General features: G+C 71.7%; 20 protein-coding genes. 9 read left to right on the forward strand and 11 right to left on the reverse strand.

From position 1 onward, the window contains the following. Positions 1 to 199: 199 nt before the first annotated feature. Positions 200 to 1,336, reverse strand: coding sequence for an Mrp/NBP35 family ATP-binding protein (locus ACIBI9_RS28240; protein ID WP_397225910.1), 1,137 nt, complete (start codon positions 1,334 to 1,336; stop codon positions 200 to 202). 160 nt (positions 1,337 to 1,496) lie between these two features. On the opposite strand from ACIBI9_RS28240, the gene ACIBI9_RS28245 reads away from it, so the two are divergent. Further along, a complete protein-coding gene (locus ACIBI9_RS28245; RefSeq protein ID WP_397225912.1) occupies positions 1,497 to 1,958 on the forward strand; it encodes a MarR family winged helix-turn-helix transcriptional regulator in 462 nt (153 codons plus the stop codon). On the opposite strand, the gene ACIBI9_RS28250 is transcribed toward ACIBI9_RS28245, so the two are convergent. Together ACIBI9_RS28250 and ACIBI9_RS28255 are read right to left on the reverse strand one after the other, a co-directional pair. Continuing rightward, positions 1,942 to 2,409, reverse strand: a complete 468-nt coding sequence (locus tag ACIBI9_RS28250; protein WP_397225914.1) for a DUF1003 domain-containing protein — start codon at positions 2,407 to 2,409, stop codon at positions 1,942 to 1,944. The two genes, ACIBI9_RS28245 and ACIBI9_RS28250, sit on opposite strands and share 17 nt — an antisense overlap. Next, positions 2,390 to 3,610: a magnesium transporter MgtE N-terminal domain-containing protein gene (locus tag ACIBI9_RS28255; protein ID WP_397225916.1), complete on the reverse strand. Its 1,221-nt coding sequence runs from the start codon at positions 3,608 to 3,610 to the stop codon at positions 2,390 to 2,392. Before ACIBI9_RS28255 ends, ACIBI9_RS28250 begins: the two co-directional genes overlap by 20 nt. 96 nt (positions 3,611 to 3,706) lie before the next feature. Between ACIBI9_RS28255 and ACIBI9_RS28260 the strand changes: the two genes are divergently transcribed. Beyond that, a complete protein-coding gene (locus tag ACIBI9_RS28260) occupies positions 3,707 to 4,660 on the forward strand; it encodes an EamA family transporter (protein ID WP_397225918.1) in 954 nt (317 codons plus the stop codon). A 41-nt stretch (positions 4,661 to 4,701) separates the two neighbouring features. On the opposite strand, the gene ACIBI9_RS28265 is transcribed toward ACIBI9_RS28260, so the two are convergent. Genes ACIBI9_RS28265 through ACIBI9_RS28280 form a run of 4 tightly spaced genes read right to left on the reverse strand, consistent with a single transcriptional unit; the run spans position 4,702 to position 6,940 of the window. Next, entirely contained in the window at positions 4,702 to 5,073 is a 372-nt protein-coding gene (locus ACIBI9_RS28265) for a hypothetical protein (RefSeq protein ID WP_397225920.1), read from the reverse strand. Between the two features lie 19 nt (positions 5,074 to 5,092). After that, positions 5,093 to 5,773: a hypothetical protein gene (locus ACIBI9_RS28270; RefSeq protein WP_397225922.1), complete on the reverse strand. Its 681-nt coding sequence runs from the start codon at positions 5,771 to 5,773 to the stop codon at positions 5,093 to 5,095. Then, positions 5,751 to 6,626: a hypothetical protein gene (locus tag ACIBI9_RS28275; protein ID WP_397225924.1), complete on the reverse strand. Its 876-nt coding sequence runs from the start codon at positions 6,624 to 6,626 to the stop codon at positions 5,751 to 5,753. Before ACIBI9_RS28275 ends, ACIBI9_RS28270 begins: the two co-directional genes overlap by 23 nt. Further along, complete coding sequence (locus ACIBI9_RS28280; protein ID WP_397225926.1) at positions 6,623 to 6,940, reverse strand: hypothetical protein; 318 nt, start codon at positions 6,938 to 6,940, stop codon at positions 6,623 to 6,625. The genes ACIBI9_RS28275 and ACIBI9_RS28280 overlap by 4 nt, the downstream gene beginning before the upstream one ends. A 96-nt stretch (positions 6,941 to 7,036) precedes the next feature. Between ACIBI9_RS28280 and ACIBI9_RS28285 the strand changes: the two genes are divergently transcribed. Together ACIBI9_RS28285 and ACIBI9_RS28290 are read left to right on the forward strand one after the other, a co-directional pair. Then, on the forward strand, positions 7,037 to 7,456 hold the full coding sequence (locus ACIBI9_RS28285; protein ID WP_397225928.1) for a YbaB/EbfC family nucleoid-associated protein: 420 nt from the start codon (positions 7,037 to 7,039) through the stop codon (positions 7,454 to 7,456). A gap of 9 nt (positions 7,457 to 7,465) precedes the next feature. Next, on the forward strand, positions 7,466 to 8,398 hold the full coding sequence (locus ACIBI9_RS28290; protein WP_397225930.1) for an HpcH/HpaI aldolase/citrate lyase family protein: 933 nt from the start codon (positions 7,466 to 7,468) through the stop codon (positions 8,396 to 8,398). Here ACIBI9_RS28290 and ACIBI9_RS28295 read toward each other — a convergent pair. Then, on the reverse strand, positions 8,388 to 8,930 hold the full coding sequence (locus ACIBI9_RS28295; protein ID WP_364850817.1) for a DUF6529 family protein: 543 nt from the start codon (positions 8,928 to 8,930) through the stop codon (positions 8,388 to 8,390). The two genes, ACIBI9_RS28290 and ACIBI9_RS28295, sit on opposite strands and share 11 nt — an antisense overlap. Beyond that, the gene (locus tag ACIBI9_RS28300) at positions 8,927 to 9,643 is read right to left on the reverse strand and encodes a hypothetical protein (protein ID WP_397225932.1); all 717 of its coding nucleotides are present in this window, start codon (positions 9,641 to 9,643) and stop codon (positions 8,927 to 8,929) included. Before ACIBI9_RS28300 ends, ACIBI9_RS28295 begins: the two co-directional genes overlap by 4 nt. 100 nt (positions 9,644 to 9,743) lie before the next feature. Here ACIBI9_RS28300 and ACIBI9_RS28305 point away from each other — a divergent pair, with 100 nt between their 5' ends. Both ACIBI9_RS28305 and ACIBI9_RS28310 read left to right on the forward strand, forming a co-directional pair. Then, positions 9,744 to 10,727 (forward strand): lysostaphin resistance A-like protein, encoded by a 984-nt coding sequence (locus ACIBI9_RS28305; RefSeq protein WP_397225934.1) that lies wholly within the window; start codon positions 9,744 to 9,746, stop codon positions 10,725 to 10,727. Between the two features lie 304 nt (positions 10,728 to 11,031). After that, the gene (locus tag ACIBI9_RS28310) at positions 11,032 to 13,821 is read left to right on the forward strand and encodes a hypothetical protein (RefSeq protein ID WP_397225936.1); all 2,790 of its coding nucleotides are present in this window, start codon (positions 11,032 to 11,034) and stop codon (positions 13,819 to 13,821) included. 73 nt (positions 13,822 to 13,894) lie between these two features. Here ACIBI9_RS28310 and ACIBI9_RS28315 read toward each other — a convergent pair whose 3' ends face one another. Beyond that, entirely contained in the window at positions 13,895 to 14,290 is a 396-nt protein-coding gene (locus ACIBI9_RS28315; protein ID WP_397225938.1) for an NUDIX hydrolase, read from the reverse strand. A gap of 74 nt (positions 14,291 to 14,364) precedes the next feature. Between ACIBI9_RS28315 and ACIBI9_RS28320 the strand changes: the two genes are divergently transcribed. Genes ACIBI9_RS28320 through ACIBI9_RS28330 form a run of 3 tightly spaced genes read left to right on the forward strand, consistent with a single transcriptional unit; the run spans position 14,365 to position 16,732 of the window. Further along, positions 14,365 to 14,991, forward strand: a complete 627-nt coding sequence (locus ACIBI9_RS28320) for a DUF6758 family protein (protein WP_397225940.1) — start codon at positions 14,365 to 14,367, stop codon at positions 14,989 to 14,991. Between the two features lie 58 nt (positions 14,992 to 15,049). Next, positions 15,050 to 15,760 carry an MBL fold metallo-hydrolase gene (locus ACIBI9_RS28325; protein ID WP_397225942.1) on the forward strand — a complete coding sequence of 237 codons (711 nt, stop codon included), beginning with the start codon at positions 15,050 to 15,052 and terminating at the stop codon, positions 15,758 to 15,760. A gap of 51 nt (positions 15,761 to 15,811) precedes the next feature. Further along, a complete protein-coding gene (locus ACIBI9_RS28330) occupies positions 15,812 to 16,732 on the forward strand; it encodes a RecB family exonuclease (protein WP_397225944.1) in 921 nt (306 codons plus the stop codon). Positions 16,733 to 16,822: 90 nt separating this feature from the next. On the opposite strand, the gene ACIBI9_RS28335 is transcribed toward ACIBI9_RS28330, so the two are convergent. Then, the gene (locus ACIBI9_RS28335) at positions 16,823 to 18,496 is read right to left on the reverse strand and encodes an IS200/IS605 family accessory protein TnpB-related protein (protein ID WP_397225946.1); all 1,674 of its coding nucleotides are present in this window, start codon (positions 18,494 to 18,496) and stop codon (positions 16,823 to 16,825) included. Between the last annotated feature and the right edge of the window lie 381 nt (positions 18,497 to 18,877).

The raw sequence follows: 18,877 nt of genomic DNA on the forward strand, positions 1-18,877 counted from the left end.
TGCCCACCGTGCGTAGCCGTAAAGGGCCCGAAGGAGAGGCACCGAAAACGGCGCGAGTGCTGCCCACCGTGCGCAGCCGCGAAGGACCCCTAGGGCGGGTATCAAGGGCGGCGTGGATGATGCTCGCCTTGCGGAGCCGTAAAGGGCCCCGAGGGAGGGGGCTGAGAGCGGCGCCCGTCCGGAGGACGGGCGCCGGGAATCAGCGGTTGGGGGAGAGGCCGAGGTGGAGGCCCTTGAGGCTGGTGGAGCGCTTGCTGAGGCCGGAGGCGATCTTGCGGAGCTCGGCAGCCGCCGGCGAGTCGGGCTCCGTCAGGACCAGCGGCTTGCCCTCGTCGCCGCCCTCGCGGAGCCGGAGGTCGATCGGGACCTGGCCCAGGAGCGGGACGCGGGAGCCCAGCGTGCGGGTGAGCGCGTCGGCGACCGTCTGGCCGCCGCCCTCCCCGAACACGGCGATGCGCTCGTCGCAGTGGGGGCACGGCAGCCAGGCCATGTTCTCGATGACGCCGGCGATCTGCTGGTGCGTCTGCGCGGCGATCGACCCCGCCCGCTCGGCCACCTCCGCGGCGGCCATCTGCGGCGTCGTCACGACCAGGATCTCCGCCGTGGGCAGCCGCTGCGCCACCGAGATCGCGATGTCGCCCGTGCCCGGGGGCAGGTCGAGGAGGAGTACGTCGAGGTCGCCCCAGTAGACGTCGGCCAGGAACTGGTGGAGCGCCCGGTCGAGCATCGGCCCGCGCCAGACCACCGGCGTGTTGCCTTCCGGCTTGAACATCCCGACCGAGATGACCTTGATGTCGTGGGCCACCGGCGGCATGATCATGTCTTCGACCTTGGTGGGCCGCTCGGAGGCGCCCAGCATGCGCGGGATGCTGTGGCCGTAGATGTCGGCGTCGACGATGCCGACCTTCATGCCGTTGGAGGCCATCGCGGCGGCCACGTTGACCGTCACGGACGACTTGCCGACCCCGCCCTTGCCGCTGGCCACGGCGAACACGCGGGTCAGCGAGCCCGGCTGGTTGAACGGGATCTCCTTCTCCGGCCCCCGGTCGCCCCGGAGCTTGGTCTGCAGCTGCTTGCGCTGCTCGGTGCTCATGACATCGAGCTCGATCTGGACGCCCGCCACGCCGTCGAGCTTGGCGACGGCGTTGGTGACGTCGCGGCGGATGGTGTCCTTCAGCGGACAGCCCGCCACGGTGAGGAAGATGCCCACGCGCACCACGCCGTCGGGAGCGATATCGATGCTCTTGACCATGTCGAGGTCCGTGATCGGGCGACGGATCTCGGGGTCGATGACGGTGGCGAGAGCTGCCGTCACCAGTTCCTGGGTAGGTGCCATCGAAGTGTCGGCACGAGGGAGTGCCGTCCCTCCTTTGTCGGTATATGTGTGACAGGCGCAGGACGCCAGTGAGGATGCCCCTCCATGGTATGAACCGGAGGCCTCGCTGAGTTAATCCGTGCTGTTAGATGTCTGTGCAACAACGTCCTAAGGTTACTCCGTGACTCTTCTGCGCGACGAGGGCCTGACCGCCGAGGAGCTGGCGGTCTGGCGGATGCTGCAGCGCGCCCAGGTGCGCATCACCCGGCATCTGGAGGCGGAGCTCCTCGTCGCCCACGACCTGCCGCTGGCCTCGTACGAGGTGCTCGTGCAGCTGGCCGAGGCGCCGGAGCGGCGGCTGCGCATGAACGATCTCGCGGGCCGCGTCCTGCTCTCCCGCAGCGGCCTGACCAGGCTCATCGACCGGCTGCAGCGGGACGGGCTGGTGTCGCGGGAGGCCTGCGCGGACGACGCCCGCGGGCTGTTCGCCGTGCTGACGGACGCCGGCGCGGAGCGGCTGGCCGAGGCCACCCCGACCTACCTGCGCGGCGTCCGGAGCCAGTTCCTCGACCTGCTGGGCCCGGAGGAGATCACCCGCGTCCGCGCGATGGTCGCCAGGCTGGACGTCAGCGGCTCTCCTTGAGCTCCTCCGCGAGCCGTCCCAGCTCGGCGCGCAGGTAGTCGCGCGTGGCCAGCTCGTTCAGCGCCAGGCGCAGCCCCGCGATCTCGCGGGTCAGATATTCGATCTCGGCCTGGTTGCGGTCGGCGGTCTCGCGGTCCTGCTCGTACTGGATGCGGTCCCGGTCGCCCTGCCGGTTCTGGGCGAGCAGGATGAGCGGCGCGGCGTAGCTGGCCTGCAACGACAGCATCAGCGTCAGGAAGATGAACGGGTACGGGTCGAACTTGAGGTTCGGCGGCGCGACCGCGTTCCAGACCACCCAGATCGAGACGACCACGGTCATGTAGACGATGAAGCGCCCGGTGCCGAGGAACCGGGCGATCTGCTCCGACAGGCGGCCGAACGCCTCCGGATCGTAGTGCGGCCGCAGCGAGCGGCGCAGGGCCCGGGGCTGGTCAAGCCGTTCGGTCGTCATGGTCGTCGGTCCCCTCTCGCCAGTCCTCGGGCAGGATGTGGTCGAGCACGTCGTCCACCGTCACCGCGCCGACGAGCCGGCCCAGCTCGTCGACGACCGGGGCGGCGACGAGGTTGTAGTTGGCCAGGTAGCGGGTGACCGCGCGCAGCGTGAAGTCCGGTCTGATCGGGTCGATCGACGGGTCGATCACGCCGCCGAGCAGTGTCGACGGCGGCTCGCGCAGCAGCCGCTGGAAGTGGGAGACGCCCAGGTACGTGCCCGTCGGCGTCTCGGTGGGCGGCCGGGCCACGTAGACCTGCGCCGCCACGGCGGGCGTGAGGTCCTGCTGCCTGATGTGGGCCAGCGCCTCGGCCACCGTGGCGGTGGGGGGCAGGATCACCGGTTCGTTGGTCATCACGCCGCCCGCGCTGGTCTCCGGGTAGGTCAGCAGGCGCCGCACTGGGGCGGCCTCCCCGGGCTCCATCAGGGCCAGCAGCTTGGTCGCCTGCTCCTCCGGGAGGTCGTGCAGCAGGTCGGCCGCATCGTCGGGGCCCATCTCCTCCAGCACGTCGGCCGCCCGCTCGGGCTCCAGCGTGCCGAGGATGGAGATCTGGTCGTCGGGCGGAAGCTCTTCGAGCACGTCGGCGAGCCGGACGTCGTTCAGGGCGCGGGCGATCTCGATGCGCCGCTTGCTCGGCAGATCGTGCAGCGCGCTGGCCATGTCGGCGGCCCGCAGCGACTCGAACGCGGAGATCAGCCCGGCCGCCCCCTGGTCCTTCTGCAGCCTGTCGAACCCGGAGACCTCGTCCCAGCCGACGATCCGCGGGTCGCGCCGCCTGCCCTTGTAGAGGGCGACCTGGGTGATCTCCCAGGTGGACGGCTTGATCTCCTCCATGGCCACGTCGTAGACGGTCATGGGCTCGTCCTGGTGCTCGACGGCCAGGTCCAGCATCTCGCCGATCACCAGCGTCTCGGTGGCGCGCTGCTCGAACCTGCGCATGTTGAGCCGCCCGGTGAAGACCACGGCCCCCGTCTCGATGCGGCGTACCCGGGTGATGGGCAGGAACACCCTGCGGCGCGGCTGCACCTCCACCACCAGGCCGTGCACGTTGGGCCGGCGGCCGACGCGCAGGCCGACCACCACGTCCCTGACCCGGCCGATCTGGTCGCCCGCGGGGTCGAAGACCGGGGTGCCCGGGAGCCGGCCCACGAAGATCTTCACGTGGCCAGGCTAACAGTGCTGCCCCATTGCGCCCCGCACGCCTCCCATGTCAGTATCAAACGTGCTTAACGGTGATTACTGGCCAGGTGGTGGGCGATGAGGTATGCGGGGCTGGGACTCGCCTTCGTGTCCTCCTGGTGTTTCGCGTTCTCCGGGCCGATGGCCAAATATCTGATCACCGCCGGGCTGGCGCCGATCGAGGCCGTCTGGACGCGGATGGCGGGCGCGGGGCTGCTGCTGGTGGCCGTGCTGGCCGTGGTGAAGCCCAAGGCGCTGCGGATCCCCAGGTCCAGGCTGCCGTTCTTCGGGCTGTATGCGGTGATGGCGGTGGCCGGGGTGCAGTCGCTGTATTTCGTGGCGATCACGCGGCTGCCGGTGGGGATCGCGCTGCTGCTGGAGTTCATGGCGCCGGTGATGGTGGTGGCCTGGGTGCGGTTCGTACGGAAGGTACGGCTCGCACGGGCGGCCTACCTCGGGGCGGTCGTCGCGGTCGTGGGCCTCGGGATCGTGGTCGAGGCGTGGCAGGGGATGCAGTTGGACGCGCTGGGCCTGCTGCTCGGCCTGCTGGCCGGGGCGTGTTGCGCCGGATATTTCCTGATGAACGATAGCTTCGGCGACGACGTGGACCCGCTCGGCCTCATCGCCTGGGGGATGGCGGGGGCGGCCGTGGTGCTGATCCCGTTCGCCCGGCCGTGGGACATCCCGTGGGAGGCCTTCGCGGCCACCGTCACGCCGGACGGCGGCCGGACGCTGCCGGTGCTGGGCGCGTACCTGTGGATGGTGCTGATCGCGACCGTGATCGCGTACATCCTGGGCGTGAACGCCGTGCGGCGGCTGTCGGCCGCGGTGGGGGCCACGGTCGCCTCGCTCGAGGTCATCGGCGGCGCGGTGGTGGCCTGGGCCCTGGTCGGCGAGACGCTGGGCGTCTTCCAGATCGTGGGCGGCCTGCTCGTGCTGTCCGGCGCGCTGCTCGCCCAGACCGCCACGGCGAGCCCCTCGCCGTCACCTGCGGCGGAGCTCGACGCGGAGCCCGTCGCCGCCAGGAGCTGACCCCCCGAGACGGTCGGGCGCGTCGCCAGGAGCTGACTCCCTCAGAGGCGGCCGGGGGTGAGGCGCACGACCGTGGAGTCGCGGGCCCAGCGCTCGGTGAGGTGCTCGCTGTCGAGGGCGTTGAGCCGGTCCTTGGCCAGCGCGGCCACGGCGTCGGCCGCCGCGGCCTGGTCGACGACCGCGACCGCGGCGTCGAACTCCACCAGCCTGGCGCCGTTGTCCTTGCTGCGCAGAGTGACGTGGACCCGGTCGAGCGCGTCGAGGCCGGGCAGCGCCTGCTCCTCGCCCCCCGTCACCAGGTAGATCGCGCCCTCGTGCCAGGTGTGCCAGGCCAGGCGGGGGCGGTCGAGGGTGAGCCAGAGGATGCCGGACTTCTTGGCGCCCTCCTCGATGGCCGCGATTTCGTCGCTCACAGCTTCGACTGTAGTCCGTTCAGCGCGGGGACCCGAGCCGCTCCGAGGCGAATGAGCTGATCTCCCTGTCCTCCGCGCCGGCGGCGGCCTCCAGGGGGCCGGTGTCCTCGGCGGCCAGGCGGGCCGCCGCGGCGGCGGCGAACAGGCGGGTGGCGAGATCGGGGTCCCCGAGCCGGGCCACGACGTCACGGGGCGCCGGCCCTCCGGCCAGCCATTCGGTCAGGTCCCTGACCCGGCCGTCCTCCAGCCGCGACGCTCCGGCCGCCAGCTGGTCCTGCGACGCCCCGGCCAGGAACGACAGCGCCTTCCAGCGCACGGCCGCCTCGGGGTCCTGGGCCAGCTTCAGGGCGGGCGCGAGCACGTCGCCGTGCCGGCCGTTCACCAGCACGACGTCGAGGGCGTAGAAGCGTACGTACCGGAGCGGGTGGGCGAGCAGCGCGGGGAGCTCGCCCGTCATCGGAGCGGCGCGCTCGCCCAGCTCCGAGAGCAGCCACGTCCCCGTGCGCACGCACGTGTCGTCCCCGGCGTGCAGGAGCCTGGCGAGGTTCTCGACGGGATATCCGGAGAACAGCTCGTGCAGCAGGTCGTTGGCCGCGACGCCGAGCTCGTCGTCGTCCGGGTGAGCCGCATGAGCACGAATGCGATCGATCAGGTCGTCGCCCAGCATCGGCCGGTCCTCACCACGGTTCCAGGTCGTCATTGATCATGTCCAGGGCCTCCTGCTCCCGCCGCATTCTCTCCTGGTGCCCCTTGTCGGAGAACCCGAGCCAGGCCTCTTCCTCCTGGCGGGCCTTGATGCTCTCCTGCAGTTCCTTCTGGAACCGCCGCTTCTCCGCGTCGGTCATGTTCATCGTGCTGTCCGGGACGTCCCCGTGGAATTTCCCGCTGCTGTCCTTCCTGCCCCAGCCCATGAACGTCCGCATGCCGCGATCCCCCGGAGAGGCCGCCTCGAGCGGTCTGCCCGCGTACGGGCTGATCCGGCCGCCCGCCCCGGCGGGCGCGAGGTTGCCGAGGCCGCCGCGCGATCCGGCCACCTGTTCGCTCAGGTCTTCGAGGCGCCGGGTGATGCGCTCGACCGCCGGGGTGAGGCGGGTGGCCACGCCCCGCTCGAAGGTGTGCTTGATCCGCTGGATCGCCACGCGCGTGGTGGCCACCCTGGCGGCCGCGACGCCCGCTCCCAGCGCGCCGGCTCCCATGGCCACCTTCAGCACGGACGCGAGCTGCACGAGCTGCGTGATCTCCGCGAGCCTGGCGGCCGAGGCCACCGTCGCGAAGCCGTTCACCACCGGCGGAAGGACGTTCATCGCGGCGGCGGTCTGCAGCATGCGCCCCCCGCCGGCGCTCTCCCAGCTCTCCGCCAGGGCCGTCGCGGAGGCCCCCTGGTAGTCCTCCGTCGCGCGTCGCACGGTGGAGTCGGCCTGGGTGGCCGCCGCGGCCACGTCCGGGGCGATCCCGTTCACCGCCGCGGCGTCCGCCGCCACCTTGTCGGGGTTGACGTCGAGGAGGTTGACGCCGGCCAGCTGGGCCAGCCCTTCGATGAGGTTCGAGGTCAAGTCGCGGCCCCGTGCCCGGGGACGGCGCTCCTGGCGGTGGCGTCGGCGTTCCGCAGGGTGGCGGCCGTGTCGCCGAGGCCGCGTCCCGTGTCGTCGAGCATGGCGCCGTGGGCGGACAGGGCCCGCACCCCCGCCTGGACGCACTGCGCGACCGCCAGGGCGAAAGGCGCGATCAGTCCGTCGGCCCCCCATGCCTCGCCGAGTCTCAGGCCGGCCAGCTGCCGGGGCACCGCCTGGTAGCGCTCGGCATGCTGCGCCAGCCGGCTCGACCCGGCCTCCAGGGCATGCGGATCCGCGCTGAAGCCTGCGTTCATTCGGGCCAGCCTAAGCAGCGGATGACTTCCGGATGAACAGTTCGAAAATCCTCGAAACGGCCGACGCTCTCCGGGCGCCCGGCGAGACTGGGCCCCGTGAGACCGTCGTCCATGGAAGAAGACCGCGACTACCTGGACCGGCTGCTCACGCAGGCGGAGACCATGATGCGGAGCCTGGCAGGCGCCCGGGCCAGGCTCGGGCGGATCACCGGCACGGGCGAGGCGGCCGGTGGCCTGGTGAGCGCGGTGGCCGACGGCCACGGCAGGGTGCGGGAGCTCGTCGTCGATCCGCGCGGCATGCGGCTGGGCGCCGAGGCGCTCGGCCGGGAGCTCGGCGAGGCGATGCGGGCCGCCCAGCGGGACGCCGAACGCCAGGTCCACGACCTGATGGCGGAGCTCGACGCCCAGACCCCGCGGCTGCCAGAGGCGCTCGGCGCGGACTTCGTGCAGGAACGCGTCGAGCAGGTTTCCCGCGAGATCGAGGCCCGCATGGGATCGACCTGGCCGGGCCAGTAGCGTGTGCGCATGCGCTCACGCCGTTCCGTGCTCGCCGTGCCAGGCAGCAACCCCAGGTTCCTGGAGAAGGCCCAGACCCTGCCCGTCGACGAGGTCTTCCTCGACCTCGAGGACGCCGTCGCGCCGCTGGCCAAGGAGGAGGCGCGCAAGAACATCGTGACCGCGCTCCGCGAGGGCGACTGGTCCGGCAAGACGCGCGTGGTCAGGGTCAACGACCTCACGACGCAGTGGACGTACCGGGACGTGATCGAGGTCGTCGAGGGGGCGGGGGAGTTCCTCGACTGCCTGATCCTGCCCAAGGTGCAGGACCCGACCGAGGTCGTCTGGCTCGACACGCTGCTCACCCAGATCGAGAAGACCATGGGGTACGAGGTGGGCCGCATCGGCATCGAGGCGCAGATCGAGAACGCCCGCGGCCTGGTGAACGCCGACGCCATCGCCGGCTCGTCCAAGCGCCTGGAGACGCTGGTCTTCGGGCCGGCGGACTTCATGGCGTCGATCAACATGCGCACGCTCGTCGTCGGCGAGCAGCCGCCCGGCTACGTCGAGGGCGACGCCTACCACTACATCCTCATGCGGCTGCTCATGGCGGCCAGGATGCACGACCTGCAGGTCATCGACGGGCCCTACCTGCAGATCAAGGACGTCGAGGGCTTCAGGCGGGCCGCCAGGAGGTCGGCGGCGCTCGGGTTCGACGGCAAGTGGGTGCTGCACCCCGCCCAGGTGGACGCGGCCAACGAGGTCTTCTCGCCGGCGCAGGAGGACTATGACCACGCCGAGCTCATCTTGGAGGCGTACGAGTACTACACCTCGGTCGAGAAGCGCGGCGCGGCCATGCTGGGCGACGAGATGATCGACGAGGCCTCGCGCAAGATGGCGCTCGTCGTGGCGGCCAAGGGGCGGGCCGCCGGGTTGAGGCGTACGAAGAGCTTCACACCTTGAAGCCGATGGCGGTGAAGAACCAGAACGACGACGTCAGCCAGAGCCCGATCAGCGCGGTGAACGCCAGCCCGCCGAGCACCGGCAGCGTCCAGCCGGGCGCGTCGTGCTTGGGCAGGGCCAGCATCTTCGCCGTGAACACGCCGTAGAAGAAGCAGCCGAGCAGCGAGTGCGCGAGCACCCGCGGCACGTCGTACTGCAGGCCCAGAGCGTAGAGGCAATGGAAGGCGACGGGGATCGTGAGCAGGAACGCGATCCGCCCCGACCAGCGGTGCACGCCGGGCGGGATGGTGATCCCGAGCCTGCCCCACATCGACAGGGCCGAGACGACCTGCACGATCGCGAGCAGGAACGCCCCCGTCGTCAGCCACGCCTTCATCGGCAGCGCGCCGGAGAACCCGGCCACGCCCACGGCGAACCCGGTGGGCGTGTGCACGCGCCCGTAGACGCCGAGCGCGAGCGCCGCCAGGCCGCCGGCCAGCAGCGGCACGAGGAGTGGGGTCAGGCCGCGGGACTGCTGGGGTACGGCGGTCATTGCATCTCCTCGATGAAGCCGTCCACGTCCTCAGGCTGGATCGTGGTGTCGCCGACGGTCACGGGCGCTGTGGGCTGGTCGCCCCGCAGCTGGGGGATCGGCACCTGCGTGTCGCCCTCGAACGCGGCGCCGACCTGGGTGTAACCGCCCTGCGGGTTCTTCAGGACGATCCAGCCGGCCCGGAGCTTGGCGCCCCTGACGATCGCGGTGGCGCGGTAGAGGCCCGACGGCTTGACCACCGTGGACGCCACGAAGGTCCACTTCCTGCCGCCGAGCGCGACCGAGCCCCTGGCCCGCCCGCCGCCCAGCTCGGCGGTGACCTTGGCGCCGCCGAGGCTGGTCAGCTGCAGCTCGCCGTCGGACTCGCTGCCCTTGAACCAGGCCTCGGCCTTGCCGTCGCAGAAGTAGCCGACGGCCTTGCCGTCTCTGATCGAGATCGCGATGAGGCCGCCGTTGCCCTTGACGTAGCCTCCATAGTCCGCCTTCGCGATCTTCTTCGGTTCCGTCTGTTGCGGCGAGGGCGTGGCGTCCGCCTCGGCCTCGGCCTCGGATGAGCGGGACGGGGCCGCGGTGGTCTCACCCGCCGACGGTGCCTTCGCGGCGGTGTTGGCGGCTTCGTCGGCCGCCGGTGTCGCGGTTACGCTGGCGACACCCAGCCCCACGGCGAGCACTGCTCCCGCCGCGAGGGTGATGACAGGTCCCAGCCTTGACATGAACTGCTCCCAGGGTCGAAATGCCGTACGCCTCCGAGCATCCGCCTAAATCGGTGGGCCGTCTGTGAACTATTGCGCATCGCGCGGACAGAATGGATGGATGCAGGAGAATCCAGGGCGCCAGCCGCCCGTTTACGGCACGCAGCCGCCGGTCTATCCGTATCAGCCGCCGTCCTGGTTCCTGCCGACGCCGAGCGGGGAGCGTTACGACCACCTGGCACGGAACGCCGCGGCCCGGCCGTGGCGGGCGATCGTGGGCACGCTGGTCGTCGCCACCGGGTTCATCGTGATCGGCGCGGTGGTGGTGTGGGCCGGCGTGGTGATGTCGCTGCTCCTCGGGATCCCCGCGCCGCTGGAGGCCGAGGGGCAGCTGTTCGGCGATCCGGTGTTCTCGCTGGTCGTGGTGTTGCTGTCGCTCGCGCCCGTGCTGCCCCTCGTGTACGGCACCGCGGCGCTGGTCCAGCGCAGGCGCCCCGGCACGCTCTCGTCCGTGGCCGGGCGGCTGCGCTGGCGCTGGCTGCTGAGCTGCGCGGGCCTGGCGGTGCTGGCCCTGCTGCTGGGGCAGGGCGCGCAGGCGCTCGCGCTGTCGGTGTCCGGCCAGGACGCCGACCTGTTCGGCTGGGCAGGATGGTCGGGGTTCCTGCCCGCGCTCATCGTGATCCTGCTGCTGGTGCCGTTCCAGGCGGCCGCCGAGGAGTACGTCTTCCGCGGCTGGTTCATACAGGCGGTCGGGGCGCACCTGCGGAATCCGGTCTGGTCCATCGTGCTCGGGTCCGCGCTGTTCATGTCGTTGCACGGGTATTCGTGGGCGGGGCTCGTGGACGTGTTCGGGTTCGGGGTCGTCATGGGCTTTCTCACGGTACGTACCGGAGGGCTGGAGTCGGCGGTCTCGCTGCACGTGCTGAACAACCTGCTGGCCTTCGGGCAGGCCGCCGCCGCCGGGCATCTGGACGACGCGTTGAACCAGGGGAAGGTCCCGGTGCCCTGGGAATCGTTGTCCGGAACGGTGGTGCAGCTCGGGGTGTATGCGTTTGGTGTGTTGTATCTAGCCAAAAAACAGTCAATTAAGACTATTTCGGAATAAATCGGTCCTGGGGTGCCGGGAATCTCGCTAGAGAGGTCTCGCTATTCCGGCTGAGTCATGCTGGTCTGGTCCTGTGGAACGGACCAGCGTCGCCGTTCCACCCGTACGACGTTCGACCCCATAGGAGGTACGGCGCGTGGCCTCCGGCCCCAGCGAACCGCCACGGCGACCGCCGGATGACGACGAACCTCGTCCCGAGGGCGCCTCTGAACCGCATTCCTCCGAAGAGCCGAGGATCAGCCATTCGCCGCCGGGTCCCACCGACGATCGGGCCAGGGGCTTACCGCTGACCTCTCCCTGGGGCATGCCGCCGTTCGCCGCCCCCATCCCGGATGACGAGCCGCAGGAGCAGCCCAAGGGGCGTCGGCCGTACAGCTCGCCGACGGCCGAGCCTGAGGTCGAGCCGCGCCGCCGCCCCCGCCGCGTCGTCAACCGCCCGGACAAGCTCGTCGCGGGCGCCCCGGTCCACCCGCCGCAGGAGGCGCCCGAACGGTCCGAGCCGGACGCGGAGGCCGCGCCCGCCCCCGAGCGGTCGTCCCGGCCCGCGCCGCCGTACCGGCTGGTGTATCCCCTCCCGGAACGCGTCGAGGCCGTGCCCGCGGAGGAGCCGGCCCCCGAGCAGGACGAGGAGCCGAACGGGTACGACGAGGCCCCCGAGGCTCCGGAACAAGCGGAGGAGCAGGACGGCGAGCCCGAGGTGCGGCGCGTCGGGCGCCCGCCGGCGGGCCGCCCCACGAGGCCGGACCTCCTCGTCGCCACGGACGCGGCGCGCCCGCAGGGGTCGAGCGGCCGGCACCACAGAGGCCCGGCCCCCGCCGCCGTACGCAGGTCCAGCCCCGTACGCCGCCGCAACAGGTCCACCCCCGTCGCGCTGACCCTGGCCGTGGCGATCCTGGTGGCCGCGGGCGTGCTCGTCTGGCAGTGGACCTCGGACGAGGCCCCCGGGCTGCGCCTGGAGGCGGGCACGGGGCGCTCGGGTGACGAGCTGTTCACCGTGCCGGCCGCGGGCGAGGGCGCCAACCAGAAGCTCAACGACATGACGTCCGTGGGCCGCGCGGTCGTGGCGGTCGGCAGCGACACGACGAGCCCGACCCCGCGCCCGCTCTTCCTGTTCTCGCCGGACGGCGGCAAGACCTGGCAGCTCGGCCAGGTGAACGGCGCCTCCACCCCCACGGTCCAGCGGGTCGTCGGCGGCGGCGGGCGCTGGCTGGCCAGCGGCGGCGACGGCGTGTCCGGCGAACGCGGCCTGTGGACCAGCACCGACGGGTTCAGCTGGACGGCCGTGGAGGCGGCGGGCCTGGCCGCGTTCAGGTCCGGTGACCAGATCAACGACATCGCGAGGACCGCGTCCGGCTTCGTGGCCGTGGGACGCACGACGGGCGACGACGGCGGCACGGGCCCCGCGGCCTGGCGCTCCGCCGACGGCCGGACCTGGGAGCGGGTCGAGGCCAGGGAGCTGGAGGTACGCGAGATCAAGGCGGTGGTCGCCAAGGGCGACACGGTCGTCGCCATCGGAGACCCCGCGGTCGGCGAGGGATCGCGGGTGCTCCGATCGGCGGACGGCGGGCGGGACTGGCAGGCGACCGGGTTCCAGCTGCCCGAGGCCACGCCGCGCACCGGGACGCTGGCCGTGTCGCCCAAGAGGTTCGTGCTGGTGCCGACGCGGCATCCCACGTTCACGGGCGACGTACGCGTCTACTGCTCGCCGACCGGGGCCCAGTGGTCGCAGTGCGGCTCCATCGGCGGCCTGAGCGGCGAGAGCGCGGGCGTGGAGTCGCTGATCTCCTACCCCTCGGGCATCGCGGCGGTCACGCAGGCCGGCCTCGGCCGCTACTCGGTGCTGACCAGCACCGACGGGCGCTCGTGGAGCAAGCGGGCCGACCTCGGCAACCTGCAGGGGGCGACGCTGCGCGGGTTCACGATCGCCGACGGCGGCACCCTGTTCGCCGGTGGCGACCAGGCGGTGTCCGACGTCGACAACCAGCTCGTGCTCATGGCCGCGCCCCCGCGCGGCGGCGCCTCGCGCGTCCAGCTCGGCCAGGTCGAGGGCCTGACCAGGATCGCCCGCGAGACCAACGCGCTGGCCAGCTTCGCCGGCCGCTACGTCGCCGTCGGCTCGGCCTCCGGCGACGCGGGCCTGTGGACGATCAGGGACTGGGTGAGCTGGAAGTCCATGAGCCTCGGCGGCCCGGGCAAGCAGACGCTGGAGGACGTGGCGCACGGCAGCCGCGGCTGGCTGGCCGTCGGCGCGACCGAGACGAACGTGGCCCTCACGGACCCGCTCCTCGTCACCTCCGACGACGGGGAGAACTGGAAGAAGGTGAACGTCACAGGCGACCTGGCCCGCGACCCGAACGCCCCCTACCTGGAGACCCACGTCGTGACGGCCGGCAAGAAGGGCTACGTGCTGGCCGGCGAGGCGAAGGACCAGATGGGCACGGCGTTCGCCGCCATGTGGTTCACCCCCGATCTGCGCAAGTTCACCAGGTCGAAGAAGCTGCCGCAGGGCGGCTCCGGGGTGCGGATCTACGACGCCGTCGCCACCGGGGACGGCTACGTGGCCGTGGGCGGCTCGGGCGGGGCCGACCAGGAGAGCAGCGTGGTCTGGCACTCCTCGGACGGCGTGAACTGGAGCGCGCGCAAGCGCGTGGTCCCGCCGGACGCCACGTCGGCCGGGCTACGACGGGTCACGACTTATCAGGACAAGCTGGTGGCCGTCGGTACGGCCGTGTCGGGAGGTTCGCGGCGTGCCTTCGCGGCGGTCTCGGACGACGAAGGCTCGACCTGGCAGACGGCCTGGCTGCCCGCGGACCAGGCGGCGGCGGTGTACGACCTGGCCGCGGCGGACGAGGGTCTGGTGGCCGTGGGCTGGCACGGCGTACCGGGAGAGGGCGACAGCGCGGCCTGGACCTCGCAGGACGGCCTGTCGTGGAACCGCATGGCCCTGACCAAGGACCGGCTGGCCGGCCAGGGCGCGCAGTGGCTGACGGCCGTGGCCGTGTCGGGCTCGGAGGTCGTGGCGCTCGGGCGCTCCACCACGTACAACGCCGACCACCTGATCCTCTGGACCTCCAGCCTCACCTCGAACAGGTAGAACCCGGCCCGTGGGGCGGGCGGCGCCGCTCCAGCGGGGCCCGGGCCGGTGGGGGCTGCTGCACCGCGAGCTTTCAGCGGGGCAGCACGCCCCAGCCGGTCAGCGACTCCAGGAGACCCTCGGCGAGCGGCAGCCGGGCCAGCTCGTCCACGCCGCACCAGCGCACGTCGTCGGCGTCGTCCCCGGCCACGGGCACGCCTCCCGACACGGTGGCGAGGTAGTCGCGGATCACGTACGTGGCCCCGCCGAGGCCGGGGCGGTCCACCGTGCCCGCCAGGCGGCCCACCTCCACGCGCAGCCCGGTCTCCTCCAGTACCTCGCGCCGCACGCCGTCGGCGTCCGTCTCCCCGGGCTCCAGGCGGCCACCGGGGATGGACCACAGCCCCTTGCCCGGCGGACGTCCCCGCTTGATGAGGAGCAACCGGTCAGAGGAGTCGAAAATAATCGCGCCGACACAATTTACGCGCACATGACCAAGATTACGACGGTACAACGGGAAGCGCCCTTGACGGGCCGGTGCCGGAGAAAGCACCGTGGGTAGTTGTGAGAGCGGCTCCAACCTGCCCACGGTGCTTTGGCCCGCTTCACGGGCCTAGTGCGTGGTCGAGCGCGTACCGATGCGACACGCACGGTGATGTCCTGCCGTACCAGCCTCCATGGCCGCCGACCGGTACGGCGCTGGAGGCCATCCGGAAGAGCGCCGTGGTGCCCGTGTGGCTGCCGTGGCCGTTGCCCGCCGGCTGGCTGGTGACCGGCTTCGGGGAGGTCGGTGACGAGCGCACCGGCGCGCGGGCCAGCGTGGTCGCGCTGACGGGGCCGTCGCTGACGGAAGGCCCCGCCGACCTGCTCGTCATCGCGGAGGAGCCGGGCATCGGGCTCGGCGCGGCGTTCGCCGGGCTGGACGGCCCCGACCCGGGCGAGGGGTTCGACTCGGGGCCGCCGAACGCCAAGATCGGCGTGCTCGGGCACCCCACCGCGCTGTGGTGCGTGGACGGCGCCGACGACCGGGCCGTCTACGCGGGCGAGGCGCTCGGCAACTGGCTGTGGGCCATCGCGTGGCCGGCCGACGCCGGCTGCATGATCGCGCTCGCCGAGCTGTCGCTGCTCGACGCCCGCGATCACGAGCTGGACGTGCCGTTCGGGGCGTTCTCGCCTCGGCTCGAGGATTAGGCGCGCTTTCATCGCTCTCGATTCGCGCTCTGATGCAGACGGGCTAGAGTTCGGAGGCGTGACAGCGCGTATCGAGCGAGTGGTGACCGAGGGCGTCGTCGACATCGACGGCACCGAGCACAAGGTCGAGAACAACACCTGGATCATCGGTGACGACGACGAAGTCATCGTCATCGACGCGGCGCGCGACGCCGACAAGATCCTGGAGCAGGTGGGCGAGCGGGAGGTGCTGGCCGTCATCTGCACGGCGGGCCTGCCCGACCACGTCTCCGCCGCCATCGAGGTGGCCAGCCGGGACGAGGCCGTGGTCGCCCTGCACCCCAAGGACAAGCCGCTGTGGCGGGAGACCTGGCGGGAGACCTGGCCCGACATCGACATGGAGGACGACGGCATCTTCGGTGTGGCCGACGTCCAGCTCGATGTCATGGAGACGCCCGGCATCTCGCCCGGCGGCGTGTCGCTCTACTGCGAGGCGCTCGGGGCCGTCTTCACCGGCAAGGCCCTGCAGGCCGACGGGCCCGGCAAGCTGGGCGGCGAATATCCCGCCCTGCCCGACCAGCTGACCTCGATCGGCGGGCGGCTGTTCACGCTGCCGGCCGACACGCGGGTGCTGGCCGCCCACGGCGACGAGGTCACGATCGGCGACCTCGAGCCGCACTTCGACGACTGGGTGTCGGGCTCGCTGACCCGTACGGAGAGCGCGGACGACGGCCCTCTGACCGACGGCACCAAGCTCTCCGGGATCAAGCTCGACCCCGACGACGAGTGACGCATTGTTAATGCGAGGGAGTGCCGCCGCCTGGACTGAGGAGCGGAGGCGATGAACGCAGGACAGCTTCCGCTGGACGGGATGCCGCGGCGGCTCTACTCGTGCACGCCGTCGCGGTTGAACGCGTGGCTCGACTGCCGCCGCCGCTACCGGTTCAGCTACCTTGACCGGCCGCAGCCGTCCAAGGGCCCCGCGTGGGCGCACAACAGCGTCGGGGCGAGCGTGCACAACGCGCTGGCCGGGTGGTGGCGGGAGCCGTACGACCGCAGGACCCCGCTGACGGCCGCCATCCTGGTCACGAACGGGTGGATCGCCGAGGGGTTCAGGGACGTCGAGCAGTCGGCCCACTGGCTGGGCCGGGCCCGCGACCTCGTCTCCGGCTACGTCGCGACCTTGGATCCCAGCGACGACCCGGTGGGCGTCGAGCGCACGGTCGCGACCCGTACCAAGGTCATGGCCCTCTCCGGCCGCATCGACCGGCTCGACCGGCGCGGTGACGAGCTGGTCGTGGTCGACTACAAGACCGGCCGCCGGCCGCTCACCGAGGACGACGCCCGCTCGTCCCTCGCCCTGGCCGTGTACGCGGTCGCGGCCTCCACGATGATGCGCACGCCCTGCCGTACGGTCGAGCTCCACCACCTGCCGACCGGCGAGATCCTGGAGTGGCGGCACACCGAGGAGTCGCTGGCCCGCCACATCCGGCGCGCGGAGGACGTCGCCACGGAGGCGTCGGAGGCCGACGAACGCTACCGCGCGCTCGTGCCCGCGCCCGCCAAAAAGGGTTCCGCCGCTTCGCGCACCGCATCGGGAGAGCGGCAGACCGTCGGGCCGGCGGCGGTGCCGGACGAGGTCGACGAGCTGTTCGCGCCCAACCCCGGCCCGATCTGCTCCTGGTGCGACTTCCGCCGCCACTGCCCGGAGGGCCGGTCGGCCGCCCCCGACCGCAACTCGTGGGACGGCCTCGCCGAGTGATCCGCCTGCCGGGGCGAGCGGTGGAGGGGACCGCTCGCCCTGGCCGGTGCCATTTGCCGGGGATGCGCGGTTTCCCGTGGGAAACGGTGCTTATGGCCAGGAACTGGCACCTATCGGGCGGTTACTGGGCACACTCTTCAACCGTTCCTTTGGGCTGAGCGTGAGTTGCATGTGCTCAGCCGAACGCTCCGGACGGTGTTGAGCGTTCTGGTCGCCCGCGTTCGCGCCGCGTCCGGGCGGCACGGGTCGTGTCCGTGGTCCGGGGATGCGGGGGCGGGGTTCCTCACGCCCGCGGGCGGCCGGTCCGGCCTGGACGGTCCGGTGCCCCTGCTCATCGCTCCGGTGGGCAGGGGGCGGTGCCGTCCGTCGCCGGATCGGGTGCCCTTGGGCGCGTCTGCCGATCGCCACGGCGGCTGTGTCGTGGCGGGTGGTCGTGCGTTTGGTGGTGGTGAGGGGCTGTTGCCAGTGCTGGGCGCCCCATTTGGAGGTGTAGGCGGGGTCGGCGGCGATGATCGCGATCCCGCTCTGGTCGGCCATCGACGTCAGCCGGGCGCGCAGTTTGCCGGTGGGCATGCCGGAGATCAACCGGCGGAAGCGTTTGCGGCGGCCGTGCTTCTCCCGGCTCTTGTCCGCGGTGAAGTCGAGGTCTTCGATGGCGATGGCGTTCACGCCGCAGGCGCCGGCCCAGTGCAGCAGCCGGGTCAGGGCGTGGCGGACCTGGGCGTCGCGGTGTTCGGCGTTGCCGGACAGGTCGTAGGTGAAGCGGCGGGGGTTGCCGATCGGGTTGCCGTGGGTGTCCAGGCGCCAGGCGGCCAGGTGGTCGGCGTTGGTGTCCACGCCGATCACCCCGTGGGCGAGCGCAGCCGACATCGGCGCGGCCGGGGCCGCAGGGATCTGCCAGGAGGCGGTGATGTACCAGCGTCCCCGCTGAACGTCCAGGTGGATGCGATAGGCCACGGCCCGGTTGGCCTCGATACGATCCCGCCACTCCGTGCCCCGGTGGGCGAAGGCCACCCGGCAGGCCAGCACGTAGCGGCCGTGTGCCGCGTTCGCGTGATGTGCCAGCGGTGCGGGCAGCTTGATCGACGCCTGGCCGTCGGGGGTGATGCGGATGGTCTCGTTGTCGTAGCGTTTGCCGGACTCGCCGTCGGCGGCCAGAAACCAGCGCTCGGCCTCCCACCTCTGCCGCCACTCGGCCTGGGTGAGCCCTGCGGCCTCCAGGTGGTGCCGGGCGCGGGCGAGGCGTTTGCCGCCCCGCACCACACGCACCCGCCCGGCCTGCTGCTCGGCCCGCCGCCGTTGCAGTCGGTCCTGCAGCACGCCCAGGCGGCGGGACTTGGCGAACCACTCCCGCGCCGAGCGATATCCGCCAGGCTCCTTGCCGGTGCCCTTCTTCCCGACGGGCTGAGACAGTCGGCGGGTGATCGTGGCGATGGCGGCTTCAAGGTCGCGTATGTGGTCGGCCTGGCCGCGGCGGGCCAGCGCCCACTGATCATGTGACGCTTTGGTGATGGCCCCGGCCCACCGCGCCGACGACTGCACGGTCAGCTCGCGCTTGCGGGCCGCCCAGCTTCCGGCGCAGTGCCCCAGCCCATCGGCGCACCGGGCTTTCAGATCGGCGGAGGCCAGCGCGCCCAGATGCACGCCGACCAGGCGCAACACCTGCTCGTCTGTTGGGGTGAGGTGCTTGAGCCGGTCGCGCACGGCGACGCCGGACGGGCCGGGCACCACGAAAGCCGGGGCGATCGGACGCAACTCAGCCATGCTCGCCGACCTCCGCCGTGATGCCGACGTGGTCCATGACCGACCAGCGAGGGAACCTCGCGGTTGGGCGCCTGAGGATCGCGGTCGAATGGGCACGCCGACATGACTAGCACTCACCCCTTCTCGATCTCACGTTGCGTGGCCGTAACGATACCAAGGGTTGAATCAGCCGGGTAGAACATGTGCGCGACAAGTCTCGGTAACGCAGCCCCACTGGCGGGGTCCCGAGCAGAGCGGCTCCGGCGCGACAGCGGCACGCCAAGCGAGGACTGCCCCCTTGTGTGCACACATGCCATCGAAAGCACACACTGGCGGTGACGTGACCACACTCATGCACGCTCAAACACAACAGTTCCGATCTCCTTGAACTCATCCATGATC

This window comes from Nonomuraea sp. NPDC050451 (assembly GCF_044458585.1).